This window comes from Streptomyces sp. ICC1 (assembly GCF_003287935.1).
Classification (GTDB): domain Bacteria; phylum Actinomycetota; class Actinomycetes; order Streptomycetales; family Streptomycetaceae; genus Streptomyces; species Streptomyces tritrimontium.
This window is the reverse complement of the sequence record NZ_CP030287.1, coordinates 3291646-3307868: the sequence shown is the minus strand read 5'-3', so window position 1 is coordinate 3307868 and position 16223 is coordinate 3291646. Positions and strand designations below refer to the sequence as shown.

The window sequence follows — 16223 nt, the reverse complement described above, 5'->3', positions numbered from 1 at the left end:
GTTCAATGCCGGACGGGCATGCCTGGCCACCGGGAGCTGCCTTCCGGTCACACCGGCACGGCCCGTCCGGCACGCACGGGGTCAGCGGGCCGGTTCCCGTACGGGCGAGTTGTGCCGGGCGTGCGCGATGAAGGCGCGGGCCGCGCGGCTCAGCGGCCGCCGGGCGTGCGCGATGCCCACCGGGCGCAGCAGGGGCGGGGTGAAGGAGCGGATCTCCGCCCGGCTGCCGAAGGCCCGCGCCACCACGTCGCGGTACCAGATGAGGGAGCCGCGGCCGTCGGTCACGCCCGTCACCCAGGCGAGCCGTTCGTCCACTTCGAGGCAGGGCACCGGGCGCACGCCCAGGCAGCTGAACATGGCCTCCATCTCGGTGCGCCGGCCCGTCCCGGGGGTGGGCAGCACCATCGGGAGCCCGTCGAGGGCGCGGAACGGCATCGGATCGGGCAGGGACGAGCCGATCGGCGAGATGAGCACCACCTCGCGCTCCTGGATGTGGTGGGTGGAGAGCTCCTTGTCGACCGGCAGGTCGACGAGCGCCAATTCGGCCCGGCCCTGGGTCAGTTCCTCGACCAGCGTCTCGCGGCTGTCGTACTGCTGGACCCTGACGTCGATGCCGGGGTGCCGCTCGGTGAAGGCCCGGACCAGGTCGGAGGCCAGGTCGAGGGCCAGGGTGGGCGTGGTGACGAGGGTGAGGGTGGCCCGGCCGCCCTTGCCGTGGGGCGTCCCGATGTCGTCGATCGCGTCCACCGCGTCGAGGACGGTCCGGGCCAGCCGGACGACCCGAGCCCCTTCAGGTGTGAGGTCCACCCCCCTTCCCCGGCGGGCGAGGAGCTCGACGCCGAGGTCGCGCTCCATGGCCTGGACGGCGCGGGACAGCGCGGACTGGGCGACGAAGACCGAGGCCGCCGCGCTCGTGATGGAGCGGCAGTCGGCGACGGCGACGAGGTAGCGGAGCTGGGCGAGGGTGGGCGTCATGACCGGACGGTAACCGCGCGAGGTTATACCCGTAAGAGCAAGTCGGGTGAACAACTACTTGAAGTCGCAAAGGTGTTCATGCTGGACGGGTGGCAAGCCATACCGATGCGGCATGAGCCCGCGCTGACGAGGTGCCCCGCCGGCCGGGCCGGGCCGGGCTTCCCGGGTGGCAACGTCGCAGGTCAGTGCGGTGGAACGGGTGTGCGGACGGGTCCGGCGGCGGGCCGCCGGTCCGCGGGCCGGAGCTCCGGCCCCGCGACCCCGCGCGGGGTGGGTCAGCGGCCCCGCAGGCGGCGTACCAGGATGCTCGCGTCGCCGCGGGACTCCAGGTCCGCCAGGACCACGGCGACCGCCTCGCGGACGATCCGGCCGCGGTCGACCGCCAGGCCGTGCTCCCCGCGCAGCACCAGCCGCGCGTGTTCCAGGTCCATGAGCTCCTCGGCGGAGACGTAGACCGTGATCTTCTCGTCGTGCCGCTCGCGCCCGCTGGGCCGCCGGTTCGCACCGCGGCCCTGCCCCTTGCCCCGACCGGGGGCCGGGGCCGGGACGGCGCCACCGGAACCTTCCTGCGACCGCCGCTGCGCGCCCACGCCCGGTTCCGTGCCGGCCTCAGCCTCCCGGCTGCGGCCCTCTCCCGCCGTACCCTCCGATGCCGCTGTCGCGTGCTCCACGCCCCGCGACGGGGAGACCTTGGACGCCGACGTCAGCGCCATCCCCCCGGTCGTACGGAACAGTTCGTCGGCTCCGGGCAGACTCACTCGGCGGGACACCGGGCGAGCACCTCCCTGGCCAGCTGGCGATAGGCGGCGGCACCGACGGAGTTGGAGGCGTACGTGGTGATCGGCTCGCCGGCGACCGTGGTCTCCGGGAACCGCACCGTGCGGCCGATGACCGTGTGGTAGACGTGGTCGTCGAACGCCTCGACGACGCGCGCCAGGACCTCGCGGCTGTGCACCGTGCGGGAGTCGTACATCGTGGCGAGGATGCCGTCGAGCTCCAGCTCCGGGTTGAGCCGCTCCTGCACCTTCTCGATGGTCTCGGTCAGCAGCGCCACACCGCGCAGCGCGAAGAACTCGCACTCCAGCGGCACGATGACCTTGTGAGCCGCCGTCAGGGCGTTCACGGTCAGCAGGCCGAGCGAGGGCTGACAGTCGATCACGATGTAGTCGTAGTCGGCCATCAGGGGCTTCAGGGCCCTCTGCAGGGTCGACTCGCGGGCCACCTCGCTGACCAACTGCACTTCGGCGGCGGACAGGTCGATGTTGCTCGGCAGCAGGTCCATGTTGGGGACCGCCGTCTTGAGCAGCACCTCGTCCGCCGACATGCCCCGCTCCATGAGCAGGTTGTAGACCGTCAGGTCGAGTTCCATCGGGTTCACGCCGAGACCCACGGACAGTGCGCCCTGCGGGTCGAAGTCGACGAGCAGCACGCGGCGTCCGTACTCGGCGAGCGCGGCACCCAGGTTGATGGTCGACGTGGTCTTGCCCACGCCGCCCTTCTGGTTGCACATCGCGATGATCTTCGCCGGACCGTGGTCGGTCAGCGGACCCGGGATCGGGAAGTACGGCAGCGGCCGTCCGGTCGGACCGATCCGCTCACGGCGCTGGCGGGCAGCGTCGGGGGCGAGAGTGGCCGCGTACTCGGGGTCGGGCTCGTACTCCGCGTCGGGGTCGTAGAAGTGCCCCTCGGGCACCTGGTCGTAGTCGGCGAGACCCACGGGCTTGTCGCCGCTCGGGTCGCCGGCCCTGGAGTTCACGTCTAGGCCGTCCATGCTCTTTCGGGGCGTCGTCCTGTGCTGGTGGTTTGCGAAGGTGCGGACTGCGACGGAGCCGACCGCTTCGATTCCGGCAGGGCTTTGACCCCGCGCAGGCACTCCTGCTCGACCACCCCCAGGAGCAAATGTCGACTCATTCACAAGTCGTCTTACCTCCTCGGACGTGACCAGGACACTTATCGATAGGTCAGCGTGGACCATGCCGACGGTTGGCGACTCTATGGCGTGTCACCGCCCAGCGGCAACACAATCCGTCGGACCCGGCACGATGTGTCGGCAACCGAACACCTCTCTGTCAAGGGCGTCCGAGCTGTCGCCGGGAAGTTTCGCGGGTGTGCGAAAGGGTTAAAGGGTTACGTTCGAGGCGGGTTGAGCGGCCCCGCCGGGCACCCCGCAAACGCGTCCGGCCGGACCTTGCGGGCAAGGTCCGGCCGGATACGTGAGATTGACGTCAGTCGTTGACGAATCAGCCGAGCAGCGTGCTCAGCTCGAGGGTCTCGAGGCCGTGAGCCTCGGCGACGGGACCGTAAACGACCTGCCCGTCATGGGTGTTGAGGCCCAGACCGAGCGCCGGGTCACGACGCAGCGCCTCGACCCAGCCGAGGTTCGCGAGCTGCACGATGTAGGGCAGCGTGGCGTTGGTCAGCGCGTAGGTGGAGGTGTTCGGCACCGCGCCCGGCATGTTGGCGACGCAGTAGAAGACCGAGTTGTGGACCTGGAAGGTCGGCTCGGCGTGAGTGGTCGGACGGGAGTCCTCGAAGCAGCCGCCCTGGTCGATCGCAATGTCGACAAGGACACTTCCGGGCTTCATCTTGGCGACGAGCTCGTTGGTGACCAGCTTCGGGGCCTTCGCACCCGGGATCAGCACCGCGCCGACGACGAGGTCGGCCTCGATGACGGCCTTCTCCAGCTCGTAGGCGTTGGAGACGATCGTCTTGATCTTCGTGCCGAAGATCTTGTCGGCCTCGCGGAGCTTGTTGATGTCGCGGTCCAGCAGGGTCACGTGGAAGCCCATGCCGACGGCGATCTGCACGGCGTTCCAGCCGGAGACACCGCCACCGATGACGACGCACTCGCCGGCGTGGGTGCCGGGGACGCCGCCCGGGAGCACGCCGCGGCCGCCGACCGAGCGCATCAGGTGGTAGGCGCCGACCTGCGGGGCCAGGCGGCCCGCGACCTCGGACATCGGGGCGAGCAGCGGGAGGGCGCGGTTGGCCAGCTCGACCGTCTCGTACGCGATGGCGGTGGTGCCGGACTCCAGCAGCGCGTCCGTGCACTCGCGGGAGGCCGCGAGGTGCAGGTAGGTGAAGAGCGTCTGGTCCTTGCGGAGGCGGTGGTACTCCTCCGCGATGGGCTCCTTGACCTTCAGCAGCAGGTCGGCGGTCGCCCAGACCTCGTCGGCGGTGCCCAGGATCTCGGCGCCGGCGGAGACGTACTCCGCGTCCGTGATCGAGGAGCCCACACCGGCGTTCTGCTCGATGAAGACCTGGTGGCCGTTGCGGACCAGCTCATGCACGCCGGCAGGCGTGATGGCGACCCGGAACTCGTTGTTCTTGACCTCGCGGGGGATGCCGACCTTCATCGTCACTCACGGTCCTTGGCTCAGGGAATGTTTCGGGGTACTTCCATACAAACCCGTTTACAAGAACACACAACGGGATGCCCCAGGGGATGCCCTGGTGAACCCAGTCTAATGAAGGACGAGCCGCTGTCTAGCCTTGCAAACAAACAATCTCAGTCGGAACCACTACGGATTTCGCAGGCTGCGGGGTCATCTCCCAGCAATCTGTCTGCCGCGGACCTGTGCAGCCGCGCGGCCGCGGGGTCGCCGAGCCGGTCGAGCGTGTCCGCCAGGCGCACCTGCAGCGCGGCCTGGAGCCGCAGGTCTCCGGCCCTGCGGGCGATCTCCACCGCCTCCCGGCAGGTGTGCAGCGATTCCTCGGGCCGGCCCGCGTACTCCTGGATCCGTGCCATCTCGCTCAACGCCTTTGCCTGGCCGGGGACATCGGCCAGCCTCCGGTAGCCGGCCGAGGCCGCCCGCCAGCTGCGCAGCGCGTCCCCGTACCGGCCGGCATAGGTGTGCACGTTCCCGAGCCGCCCGTACAGCCGCGCCTCGTCCGTCCGCTCGCCGCGCGCGAGGGCGTGGGACAGGGCCCTGCCGAACCAGTCGGAGGCCCGGTGCCAGTCCGCGAGCTCCTGGTACGCGCCGCCTACGGATTCCATCGCGCGGCCCGCCGCGTACGGGTCGTTCGCCGCCCTTCCGGCGTCCAGCGCGGCCCGGTAGCGCCCCAGCGCCTCCTGGGTGCGGCCGGTCTCGGCGTCCAGATCGGCGAGGTTCAGCAGCGCGGCCGCCTGTTCCCGGTGCAGATCGCGCCTCTCGGCCACGTCCAGGACGAGCCGGTGCAGCCCGTACAGCTCGGGGGCGGCCCCGGCGGTGCCCCGGTGGTCGGAGAGGGCCCCGGCGAGGGCCGCGACGAAGCGGCGGGCCAGGGTGTCCAGCTCCCCGTCCGCGACGGCCAGGGTGGCCGCGGCGGACAGCGCGGGCAGCCGGGTGTCCAGCCAGGTGGCCGCGGACCTTCGGTCGGCGAAGCGCAGGGCGCGCGGCAGGCCGTCCAGCTTCTCCGGTCCGCCGACGGGGCCGACGGCCCAGTCGGCGGACTCCTCCGCCATGGCCCGGCAGGAGAGCAGCAGCCGTACGTTGCGCTCCAGCATCCGGGCCCGTGCCAGCTGGACCTCGGCGGGGCGCTCCTTGGCCTGGAGCAGGGCCTGGAGCAGGGGCGTGAGGCAGCCGGGGAGCAGGAAGAGCCCGTCGGGGGCGGTCCGCAGCAGGCCCAGCGCGGCGAAGTCCTCCAGGATCGACTGGGCGGCGGCCACGGAGCAGCCGGCGAGCGCGGAGGCGGTGTGCGAGTCGACGAGCCCGGCCGGGGCAAGCGGAAGCAGCCGCAGGGTGCGCTGGGCGGTCTGCGGGAGGGACTCGTAGACGAGCCGGAAGGTGCGCGCGAGGGGGCCGCTGGTGCCGGCGGGCATGTCGTGGAGCTGTTTGGCCACATCGGAGACGGAGGCCTTGGGCCGGGCCGCGAGCCAGCCGCCCGCCAGGCTCAGCGCGGCGGGCTGGCCGCCGCACTCCTCGGCGAGGGCTTCGGCGGCGCGGGGGTCGTTGGCGACGCGGATGTCGCCGATCCGGTGGACGAGCATGCGGACGGCCGAGGGGGTGTCGAGCCCGCCGAGGGTGCAGGGCCGGACATCCGGAATCCCGGTCAGCGGACCCTCGGCGGTGACGACGACCAGGCACTCGGGGGTGTCGGGCAGGAGGGCGTCGACCTGGTGGGGATCCTGCGCGTCGTCGACGAGCAGGACGGCCCGCCGCCCGGCGAGGGCCTCGCGCAGCGCGGAACTGAGCTCGTCCTCGGCGGCGCCGGGCGGGGTGGGCCGGCCGAGCGCCTCCAGGAGGGTGCGCACGGCCCGCTCGGTCGGGACGGCCTCCCCGGTGGGGGAGGTGAGCCGGACCTTCAGCACGCCGTCCGGGTAGTCGCTCTCGATCTCGCGCACCAGCGCCTCGGCGAGGGCGGTCCGGCCCGAGCCCGGCCGCCCGGCGACGAGCAGCACCCTGGCTCGCGGCGCCTTGGCCTTGCGGCCGGAGAGGGTGTCGAGCCCGGTCCGCGCGATGTCCTCGCGCAGCTCCTTGAGCTCACGCCGCCGCCCGACGAAATCCGCCACGGATCCGCTCCTCTCGCTGCCTTCGGATTTGCGAGCGTAGTTCACGCAGAGCGACGGGCAGGGTGGAGCGCGGCGGACAAATCGCCCGATCGGATCAGCGGATGGTCACACCACAGCTCCATCCGGCCCTGCCAGGGACCGGACCGGGCCGCAGCGGTGTAGGGGCGGTACTAGGCGGTGTAGGGGCGGTACTAGGCGGTGTAGGGGCGGTACTAGGCGGTGTAGGGGCGGGCCGGCCAGGGGGCCAGCGCCGGGCGCAGCGACTCCACGCCGTCGGAGGCGAGGGCCGCGGAGAGCGCCAGTACCCCCGTGACCAGCCCCGGGTTGCCCAGCCGGCCGGCCAGGACGCCGCGTACCAGGTCGGCGAGGGGGATCCGGTCGATCTCCATGTCCGACTCCTCCTCGGAGACCTCGTACCGCTCGCCCTCGGCCTCCGACAGGTCGCGCGCCAGGAAGATCCGTACCGCCTCGTCCGAGCCGCCGGGCGAGCTGAAGAAGTCGGCCAGCACCCGCCAGTCCCCGGCCTTGACGTGCGCCTCCTCGTACAGCTCGCGCTGGGCCGCGCGCAGCGGGTTCTCCCCCGCCACGTCCAGCAGCCCGGCCGGCAGTTCCCACAGGCGGTGGCGCACCGGGTGCCGGAACTGCTTCAGGACCAGCACGCGCTGCTCCTCGTCGAGGGCGAGGACGCACACCGAGCCCGGGTGCGCCTGGTAGTCGCGGCGCACCACCGCCCGGTCGGGCATCCGGACCTGGTCCGACTTGACCGAAGTCTTCGCGCCCTCGAACGGGGTCCGCGAGGCGACGATCTCCCACGATTCCGGAGTGTCCTCGATGTCGTTGCCCATGGCCATGGCCGGTACCTTCCCCAGAAACGCGACAGCCGGGGCACGATGCGCGCCCCGGCTGCCTACGTTAGGCGGTCGGCGTCACCGACCGCGTACGACTACTGTTGCGCGGCCTTGGCGGCCTGCTGGCGCGCGACCGCGGCCTTGACCAGACCGGCGAACAGCGGGTGCGGGCGCGTCGGGCGCGAGCGCAGCTCCGGGTGGGCCTGGGTGGCCACCAGGTAGGGGTGCACCTCGCGCGGGTACTCGACGTACTCGACCAGCTTGTTGTCCGGGGAGGTGCCGGAGAAGACCAGACCGGCCTTCTTCTCCAGCTCACCGCGGTAGGCGTTGTTGACCTCGTAGCGGTGGCGGTGGCGCTCGTCCACGTACGCCTGGTCGCCGTAGACCTCGCGCACGATGGAGCCCTCGGCGAGCTTCGCCGGGTACATGCCCAGGCGCATGGTGCCGCCCAGGTCGCCCGCGCCCTCGACGAAGGCCAGCTGCTCCTCCATCGTGGAGATCACCGGGTTGGGGGTGGAGGCGTCGAACTCGGTGGAGTTCGCGTCCTCGATGCCCGCCAGGTTGCGCGCGGCCTCGATGACCACGCACTGCAGGCCCAGGCACAGGCCGAGCAGCGGGATCTTGTTCTCGCGGGCGTAGGTGATCGCGCCGACCTTGCCGTTGACACCGCGGTCGCCGAAGCCGCCGGGAACGCAGATCGCGTCCACGTCGGCCAGCTGCGCGGCGGCGCCGGCCGGGGTCTTGCAGTCGTCGGAGGTGACCCACTTGATCTCGACGCGGGCCTTGTTGGCGAACCCGCCGGCGCGCAGCGCCTCGGTCACCGACAGGTAGGCGTCGGGCAGGTCGATGTACTTGCCGACGAGCGCGACCTTGACCTCGTGGTCGGGGTTGTGGACCCGGTCCAGCAGGTCCTCCCACACCGTCCAGTTGACGTCGCGGAACGGCAGGTCGAGCTTGCGCACGACGTACGCGTCCAGGCCCTCGGTGTGCAGGACCTTGGGGATGTCGTAGATCGACTTGGCGTCGATCGCGGCCACCACGGCGGCCTCGTCGACGTCGCACATCAGCGAGATCTTGCGCTTGATCGAGGTCGGGACCTCGCGGTCGGCGCGCAGCACGATCGCGTCGGGCTGGATGCCGATGGCTCGCAGGGCCGCGACCGAGTGCTGGGTCGGCTTGGTCTTCAGCTCGCCGGAGGGGCCGATGTAGGGCAGCAGCGAGATGTGCACGACGAAGACGTTGTCGCGGCCGACCTCGTGGCGGACCTGGCGGACCGTCTCCAGGAACGGCAGCGACTCGATGTCGCCGACGGTGCCGCCGACCTCGGTGATGACCACGTCCACGTCCGCGGTGGCCATGCGGCGGATGCGGTGCTTGATCTCGTTGGTGATGTGCGGGATGACCTGCACGGTGTCACCGAGGTACTCGCCTCGCCGCTCCTTGGCGATGACCTGCGAGTAGACCTGGCCGGTGGTGACGTTGGCCGAGCCGTCGAGGTCGACGTCGAGGAAGCGCTCGTAGTGGCCGATGTCCAGGTCGGTCTCGGCGCCGTCGTTGGTGACGAACACCTCACCGTGCTGGAACGGGTTCATCGTGCCGGGGTCGACGTTCAGGTACGGGTCGAGCTTCTGCATCGTGACGCGCAGGCCCCGGGCCTTCAGCAGCGCACCCAGGCTCGAGGCCGTCAGGCCCTTGCCGAGCGAGGAAGCGACACCCCCGGTGACGAAGATGTGCTTGGTCGTCATGGCTGTGCTGTTTCGAAAAGCAGCGGGCGGCGTCGCCAAGAGGGGGCTCCCGTGGTCGCGAAGTGAGGTGCGTCCGGCGCCGGCCTCCGTCGATCCGGAAGGGTCTCAGGGGGCGCCGAAGCTGCGGTTTCGGGGCTCCTGATTCGCACAGGCAGACCACCGGTCCACGGGGTACCAGCCTATCAGCGCCCGGGCCGGTCCGCCTCCGGCCACGCCCCGCGACGTCGCGGGGCGGAGCGTGACGACGACGTATCGGCTGCTCACCCGATTGGTCGAGCCACATTCTTCGCAGACTTGGGGAGCTCACTAGGGTGCCGACATATCCTGCTCGGATATTGCGAATTCCGCGCTCCCGGGCAGTCCGTCATCCGGCCTACCCGAGTCGTATGCGGAATCATGGGCTCGACGCGAGATCCCCACCCACGGGTGATCGCTCAACCGCGCAATGCAAGCGCCCCACGGGGCGGACGTGGCCGTTCGACTGGAGATGCAACGTGTCAGGGCGCATCGAGGATTACGCACTGATCGGGGACATGCAGACGGCGGCGTTGGTCTGCCGGGACGGGGCGGTGGACTGGCTCTGTCTGCCCCGTTTCGACTCCCATGCCGTGTTCGCGAGCATCCTCGGCACCGAAGATCACGGTTTCTGGCGGATCGGCCCGTCGTTCGCGGCGGGCACGGAAGCCCCCCGCGCCACCCGGCGCCGCTACCGGGGCGACTCGCTGGTGCTGGAATCGGAATGGGACACCACGCGCGGCACCGTCCGCGTCATCGACTTCATGCCTCCCCGCGAGGACCACGCACCGCAGCTGATCCGCATCGTGGAAGGGGTCAGCGGTCGCGTCCCGATGCGCTCGGCCCTGCGCATGCGCTTCAGCTACGGGCGGGTCGTGCCCTGGGTCCACAAGGTCGACGGGCGGACGGTGGCCGTGGCCGGCCCCGACTCGGTCTGGCTGGACAGTGAGGCCCAGACGTACGGCAAGGACCTGACGACCTACTCCGACTTCACCGTCGGACCGGGCGACAGGATGACCTTCAGCATCAGCTGGCAGCCCTCGCACCGGGGCGCCCCGGAGACCCCCGACGCCGAGGCGGCGCTGGCCTCCACCACGGAGTTCTGGCACGACTGGGTCGAGCAGTGCACGTACCACGGCCCCTACCGGGAGGCGGTGATCCGCTCGCTGATCACCCTCAAGGCGCTCACGTACGCCCCCACGGGCGGGATCGTCGCCGCGCCGACCACCTCCCTCCCGGAGGAGATCGGCGGCGTCCGCAACTGGGACTACCGCTACACGTGGCTGCGCGACGCCGCCATCACCCTGTCCTCGCTGCTGCGCACCGGCTACCGCGACGAGGCCTCCGCCTGGCGGGACTGGCTGCTGCGCGCGGTGGCCGGCGACCCGGAGAACCTGCAGATCATGTACGGGATCGCGGGCGAGCGGGAGCTCGGCGAGACCGAGCTGGACTGGCTCCCCGGGTACGAGAACTCGCGCCCGGTCCGGGTCGGCAACGGCGCCGCCGGGCAGCTGCAGCTCGACGTGTACGGCGAGGTCACCGAGGCCCTGCACCTGGGCCACATGACGGGCCTGGCCCGCAACGACTACGCCTCGCTGCTCCAGCTCAAGCTGATCCGCTACCTGGAGACCCACTGGGACCAGCCCGACGAGGGCATCTGGGAGGTGCGCGGCCCGCGCCGGCACTTCGTGCACTCGAAGGTGATGGCGTGGGTGGCGGTGGACCGCACGATCAAGCTGATCGAGAGCGGTGACGCGGACGGCCCGCTGGAGCGGTGGCGGGAGCTGCGCGACGAGATCCACCAGGACGTGTGCGAGAAGGGGTACGACAAGGAGCGCAACACCTTCACGCAGTCCTACGGGTCGAAGGAGCTGGACGCCTCCCTGCTGCTGATCCCGCAGATGGGCTTCCTGCCGCCGGACGACAAGCGGGTGATCGGCACGATCGAGGCGATCCAGCGCGAGCTGTCGACCCCGGACGGCTTCATCCTGCGCTACCCGACGGCCGGCGAGGAGGCGGGCGTGGACGGCCTGGAGGGCGACGAGGGGGCCTTCCTCGCCTGCTCGTTCTGGATGGCGGACGACCTCGCGATGATCGGCCGGGTCGACGAGGCCCGCCGCCTCTTCGAGAAGCTGCTGTCGCTCCGCAACGACCTGGGCCTCCTGGCGGAGGAATGGGATCCGAAGCTCCAGCGGCAGGTCGGCAACTTCCCGCAGGCCTTCAGCCACGTCCCCCTGATCGACACGGCCCTGCGGCTGACGGCGAGCGGGGCGTACGGGGGCTGACGGGCCCGGCCGGTGCCCGGGGGCCGCTCCCCTCGGCGCCGGCCCTCGGCGGCCGTCCCGGGGGCCTCCCGCGGCCGTCCCGCCGCGCCCGCTCCCCCGTCCCCGCCTAGGCTGGAAGGGTCCTATGCCCTCCCCTGCGCGGAAGGGGCAGCCATGGCTCCCACTTCGAAGGCGGGCGCGGCGCTGGCCGCGCTCCGCGAAGACCTCGCCGGCGAGGTGTTCGCCCCCGAGGACCCGGGGTACGACGAGGCCCGCACGATCTTCAACGCGATGATCGACCGCCGCCCGGCCGTCATCGCCCGGTGCGAGAGCGAGGCGGACGTGGTCACCGCCGTCCGCTTCGCCCGCGAGCTGGACCTGCCCGTGGCGGTCCGCGGCGGCGGCCACAGCGTGGCCGGGATGTCCCTCAACGACGGCGGGGTCGTCATCGACATGCGCCGGATGAACGAGGTCACCGTGCACCCCGGCGCGAAGGCCGTACGGGTCGGCGGCGGCGCCGTCATGAGCCACCTGGACCGTGCCTGCCAGCCGTACGCGCTCGCCACCACGGGCGGCCGCGTCTCCACCACCGGCGTCGCCGGCTTCGTCCTGGGCGGCGGCTCCGGCTGGCTGGACCGCAACTTCGGCCTGGCCGTGGACAACCTGCTCGGCGCGGACCTGGTCACCGCGGACGGGAGGACGCTCACCGTGACCGCCGAGGACCACCCCGAGCTGTTCTGGGCCCTGCACGGCGGCGGCGGGAACTTCGGCGTGGCGACCTCACTGACGCTGCGCCTGCACGACCTGCCGGAGTTCGCGATGTGCCTGCTCCTGTACCCCCCGGAGTCGGGCCCCGAGGTGCTGCGCGCGTACCGGGACCTCCTCGAGGCCGCCGGACCCGAGGTCGGCGGCGGCATGATCTACATGACCGGCCCGCCGGAGCCCTTCGTACCGGAGCACCTGGTCGGGACACTGCTGGCGGGGGCGCTGGTGACCTACGCGGGCGGTGAGGAGGCCCTGCGGGCGCTCGTCGCGCCGCTGCTCGCGCTTCCGCACGTCGCCGAGGTGCTGACCGCCCTCCCGTACGCGGACCTCCAGTGCATGATGGACGATCCGCCCGGCCTGCGGAACTACTGGTCGGCCGAGTACCTGACCGGCCTGCCCGACGAGCTGGTGGACGTGTTCTGCGGCCGCGCCTCCTCGATGCCGGTGCCGACCGGCACCCAGCACGTCATGTTCCCGCTGGGCGGCGCCATCGCCACCGGCCCCCCGGAGTTCCCGGTCCCGTACCGCGACGCCCCGTGGGCCGTGCACCCCTTCGGCATCTGGGAGGACCCGGCCGAGGACGACCGGTGCCGCCGGTGGGTCAAGGACGTGCGCGCCGACGTGCTGCCCTGGAGCACCGGCGCGGTCTACCTCAACTTCACCGGCGACGAGGGCCCGGAACGGGTGGTGGCCGGGCTCGGCGAGGCGAACCTGGCCCGGCTGGGCGCGGTGAAGCGGGAGTACGACCCGGACAACGTCTTCCGCTTCAACCACAACATCAGGCCCGGGTAGCCCCGGGAACCGGACGGCCGGTACGGTCCGCGATATGGACAACCAGGGCGGGATCACGGTTCAGCGGGCGCTGGAGCTGCCGGGGCTGCGCAGCGGGCTTCCGGAGGTCATGGCCTGCGCCGACCGGCTGGGCCGGACCGTGCGCTGGGTACACGCCGGCGAGGTCCCCAACATCGCGTCCCTGCTCAAGGGCGGCGAGCTGCTGCTGACCACCGGCCTCGGCCTCGGCACCCGGCCCGCCGAGCAGCGCGCCTTCGTGCGCCGCCTCGCGGACCGCGGCATCGCGGCGCTGGTCGTCGAGCTGGGCCCGCGCTTCACCCGGCTCCCGGCGACGCTCGTGGAGACCGCGCGGGCCGCCGGGCTCCCCCTCGTCCAACTGCACCGGGAAGTCCCCTTCGTGACCGTCACGGAGGAGGTGCACACCGAGATCGTCAACCACCACTACGCCCTGCTCCAGCGGGCCGAGGAAGTCCACCGGCGCTGCACGGAGGCCCTGCTCGGCGGCGGCGGGATCCCCCAGGTCCTGCACATCCTTGCCGACTTCACCTCGAACCCGGTCTTCCTGGAGACCCCCGACGGACAGCTGCTCTACGCCGCCGGACCCGGCTCCGGGGAGGCAGCCGCGGATCCGCTCCAGGTGTGGGAGGGCATGCGGGGCCAGCGCCCGGCCGAGCCCTCCGGCAACTCCGTGGTGGTCGACGTCCCCGGGGGCGGCCACGGCACGGGATCGGTCCGGGCCCGGCTGGTCCTGCTGGGCGTGTCCTCCCCGCTGCTGCCCGTGCACCGGATGGCGGCGGAGCGGACGGCGGGCGTACTGGCCGTCGTCCTGATGCAGGCCCGCCAGGAGGACGAGCTGGCGGCGCGCGGCCGCGGTGACTTCCTGACCGACCTCGCCGAGGGCCGGATCTCGGCCGAGGACGCCCCCGCGCAAGCCCGCGTCCTCGGCTTCAAACCCGGCACCGGCCCGCTCCTGCCCGTCGTCATGCGGCTGTCCTCGGAGCTGGGCCCGTCGGGGAACTGGGCGGTCCTGGCCCGGGCGGTCCTCGAGGAGCTCTCCTCGGTCGGCGTCCCGGTCCTCCTCGGGGTCCGCCCGGTGGAGGGCCGCGTCCCGCTGCTGGTGTCCCTGCGCTCCGACGCCGAACGCACGACGGTGGCCGATCGGGTCGCGGCGGCCCTGCGGGCCGGCGTCGAGCGGGCGGGCCTGGAGCGGGCGGGGGCTCCGGCGGCGGTCGTCGTCGGCGTCTGCGGCAGCTGGGCGGCGGCCTCGGCGGGCCTGCGGCACGCCGCGGAGACGGCCACGGCCGCGCACGGGCTGCCCGCCCGGCCCTGGTACGACGCCCGCCGCCTGGACATCGACCTCCTCCTGTGGCGGCTGCGCGAACACCCCGACCTGGCGGCCTTCGTGGACCGTGCGATCGGGGCCCTACGGGTCCACGACACGGTCTCGCGCCCCCCGCTGCTCCCCACCCTGGAGACGTACCTGGCCCACGCGGGCCGCAAGGCGGAGACGGCGCGCGAGCTGCACCTGAACCGGCAGACGCTGTACAACCGGCTGGCCCGCATCTCGGAGCTCCTGGGTGCGGACCTGGACGACCCGGAGACGGTCCTCTCCCTGAGCCTGGCCCTCCGCGCACGCCGCCACGTGGCCCCCGCTGCTTCTTGACGCGCCGCTCGCACGCCTCGCCCCTGGCGGGCCACTCCTCCTTGACGCACCCCTCGCACGCCTCGCCCCTGGCGGGCCTCATCGGCTTCGCGCCGCTGCGCCGGACTCCGTCCGGCGAGGGCGGGGCGGGGCCCCTGCCACCGCCGCCGGTCGCCTGGCCGGTGGGCGGCGGTTGGCCCTGCGGGGCTGTCCCCCACCCGCCCTTCCACCGTTCCCCGGGCTCCGCCCGGACCCCGGCAGCGGCGCCGCACGCGGCAACGGGTCCGGGGCGGAGCTCCGGGGAACGGTGGAAGGGCGGGTAGGGGACTTCGCCCCGCGCGCGGCACACCCCGCGGCCCGGCCCCGGGAAACGGCACGGCCGACGCCAAACGGCTGCGGCAAGACCCGGACAAGACCCGGGCAGGGCCCGGGCAGGGCAGGCCCGGATACGGGCTAGCGGGGGCGGGCCGTCAGTTCGTCGTACACCGACAGGACCTGCGCCACCGTGTCGTCCTCCGACGGCCACGTCGCCGCCTGCGCCCGCCCCGCCGCCGCCAGCTCCGCCCGCCGCGCGGGATCCGCCAGCAGCGCCGAGACCGCGCCGGCCAGCGCCCCCGCGTCGCCGTACGGCACCAGCACGCCCGCCTCGCCCACCAGCTCGGGGACACCGCCCACCGCCGTCGCCACCAACGGCACGCCCACCCGCAGAGCCTCCTGCGCCAGCGGCGACCGCGCCTCCCACCGGCTCGGGAGCACCGCGACGTCCGCCGCCGCGAGCAGCCGCACGGCATCGCTCCGGCGCCCGAGGAGCCGTACCGGCAGGCCCTCCTCGTGGATGCGCCGCGCGAGTTCCGCCCGCATCGGGCCCTCCCCCGCGATCACCAGCAGCGGCACCGGGTCCAGCGTCCGCCACGCCCTCGCCGCGTCCAGCAGCAGGGAGTAGCCGCGCCTCGGCACCAGGCTCCCGACCGCGATCAGCAACGGCCGCTCCACGACGCCGAGTTCCGCCCGCACCTTGCCCGGATCCACGGCCGGCGGCCCGGTCGGCACCGCCACCGCCGCCAGCCGTGCGTCCCGCGCCCCGCGCAGCCGGGCCAGGTCGACCTGCGCCGAGGAGGCGCCGAGGACGACCGCCGCGGCGCGGGCCACGTGCCGTTCCAGGAGCAGGCTCAGCCGGCCGGCTCCGGGGCCGCCGCCGTGCCAGCTGACGACCAGCGGGACCCGGCGCCCGCGCAGGGCCAGCGCCGCCCGCATGCCGGCCCGTACGCCGTGCGCGTGCACGACGTCGGCCTCGACGCACGCGGCCCGCAGCGCGCTCACCGCGTCCGGGGTGAACCGCGCCCCGGCGCTGGTGAAGTCGTACTCCCCCTCGGCTTCGACGGGTGCGCACACGGTGACCCGTACGCCCCGCGCGGCGAGCCCGGTGGCCAGCGACCGCACGTGCGCACCGCCGCTCGCGCCGCCGAGCACCTGGACGGTGCGAAGGACGGGGACCGATACCGATACCGGGGAGCTGCTCACGGGCCGAAGCTCCAGGGTGAGGGAGGCAGAGACGTCGCCCAGAATGCCAGTCCGCACGCGCGTTCCGGGACCATTCGGGTGCGGATCCCGTAGGAGATACCGCTCGGCACCCCTGATCCTCACCCACACGGGCTAGCGGGGCGTCAGCCGGACGCCCGGGCGGGC

Annotated in this window: 11 protein-coding genes; 3 read left to right on the top strand and 8 right to left on the bottom strand. The window is 72.7% G+C overall.

Annotated elements, in window-relative coordinates:
- Positions 1–81 precede the first annotated feature (81 nt).
- The 7 genes from DRB96_RS15680 to DRB96_RS15650 all read right to left on the bottom strand — a co-directional run bounded on the left by DRB96_RS15680 (position 82) and on the right by DRB96_RS15650 (position 9059).
- A complete protein-coding gene (locus DRB96_RS15680; RefSeq protein WP_112449023.1) occupies positions 82–975 on the bottom strand; it encodes a LysR family transcriptional regulator in 894 nt (297 codons plus the stop codon).
- Between the two features lie 275 nt (positions 976–1250).
- Positions 1251–1745 (bottom strand): hypothetical protein, encoded by a 495-nt coding sequence (locus DRB96_RS15675; protein WP_204357739.1) that lies wholly within the window; start codon positions 1743–1745, stop codon positions 1251–1253.
- Positions 1730–2848, bottom strand: a complete 1119-nt coding sequence (locus DRB96_RS15670) for a ParA family protein (protein ID WP_112449021.1) — start codon at positions 2846–2848, stop codon at positions 1730–1732. Before DRB96_RS15670 ends, DRB96_RS15675 begins: the two co-directional genes overlap by 16 nt.
- Positions 2849–3215: 367 nt before the next feature.
- Positions 3216–4331, bottom strand: a complete 1116-nt coding sequence (gene ald, locus DRB96_RS15665) for an alanine dehydrogenase (protein WP_112449020.1) — start codon at positions 4329–4331, stop codon at positions 3216–3218.
- A gap of 152 nt (positions 4332–4483) precedes the next feature.
- Positions 4484–6466, bottom strand: a complete 1983-nt coding sequence (locus DRB96_RS15660) for a tetratricopeptide repeat protein (protein WP_239516338.1) — start codon at positions 6464–6466, stop codon at positions 4484–4486.
- Between the two features lie 212 nt (positions 6467–6678).
- Positions 6679–7311 carry an NUDIX hydrolase gene (locus tag DRB96_RS15655; RefSeq protein ID WP_112453452.1) on the bottom strand — a complete coding sequence of 211 codons (633 nt, stop codon included), beginning with the start codon at positions 7309–7311 and terminating at the stop codon, positions 6679–6681.
- Between the two features lie 98 nt (positions 7312–7409).
- Positions 7410–9059, bottom strand: coding sequence for a CTP synthase (locus DRB96_RS15650; RefSeq protein WP_112449018.1), 1650 nt, complete (start codon positions 9057–9059; stop codon positions 7410–7412).
- Between the two features lie 494 nt (positions 9060–9553).
- Here DRB96_RS15650 and DRB96_RS15645 point away from each other — a divergent pair, with 494 nt between their 5' ends.
- From DRB96_RS15645 to DRB96_RS15635, 3 genes are all read left to right on the top strand, one after another.
- The gene (locus DRB96_RS15645) at positions 9554–11359 is read left to right on the top strand and encodes a glycoside hydrolase family 15 protein (RefSeq protein WP_112449017.1); all 1806 of its coding nucleotides are present in this window, start codon (positions 9554–9556) and stop codon (positions 11357–11359) included.
- A gap of 153 nt (positions 11360–11512) precedes the next feature.
- Positions 11513–12895: an FAD-binding oxidoreductase gene (locus DRB96_RS15640; protein WP_112449016.1), complete on the top strand. Its 1383-nt coding sequence runs from the start codon at positions 11513–11515 to the stop codon at positions 12893–12895.
- Positions 12896–12929: 34 nt separating this feature from the next.
- Positions 12930–14558: a PucR family transcriptional regulator gene (locus DRB96_RS15635; RefSeq protein WP_112449015.1), complete on the top strand. Its 1629-nt coding sequence runs from the start codon at positions 12930–12932 to the stop codon at positions 14556–14558.
- Between the two features lie 432 nt (positions 14559–14990).
- On the opposite strand, the gene DRB96_RS15630 is transcribed toward DRB96_RS15635, so the two are convergent.
- Entirely contained in the window at positions 14991–16058 is a 1068-nt protein-coding gene (locus DRB96_RS15630; protein WP_112449014.1) for a glycosyltransferase family 4 protein, read from the bottom strand.
- Between the last annotated feature and the right edge of the window lie 165 nt (positions 16059–16223).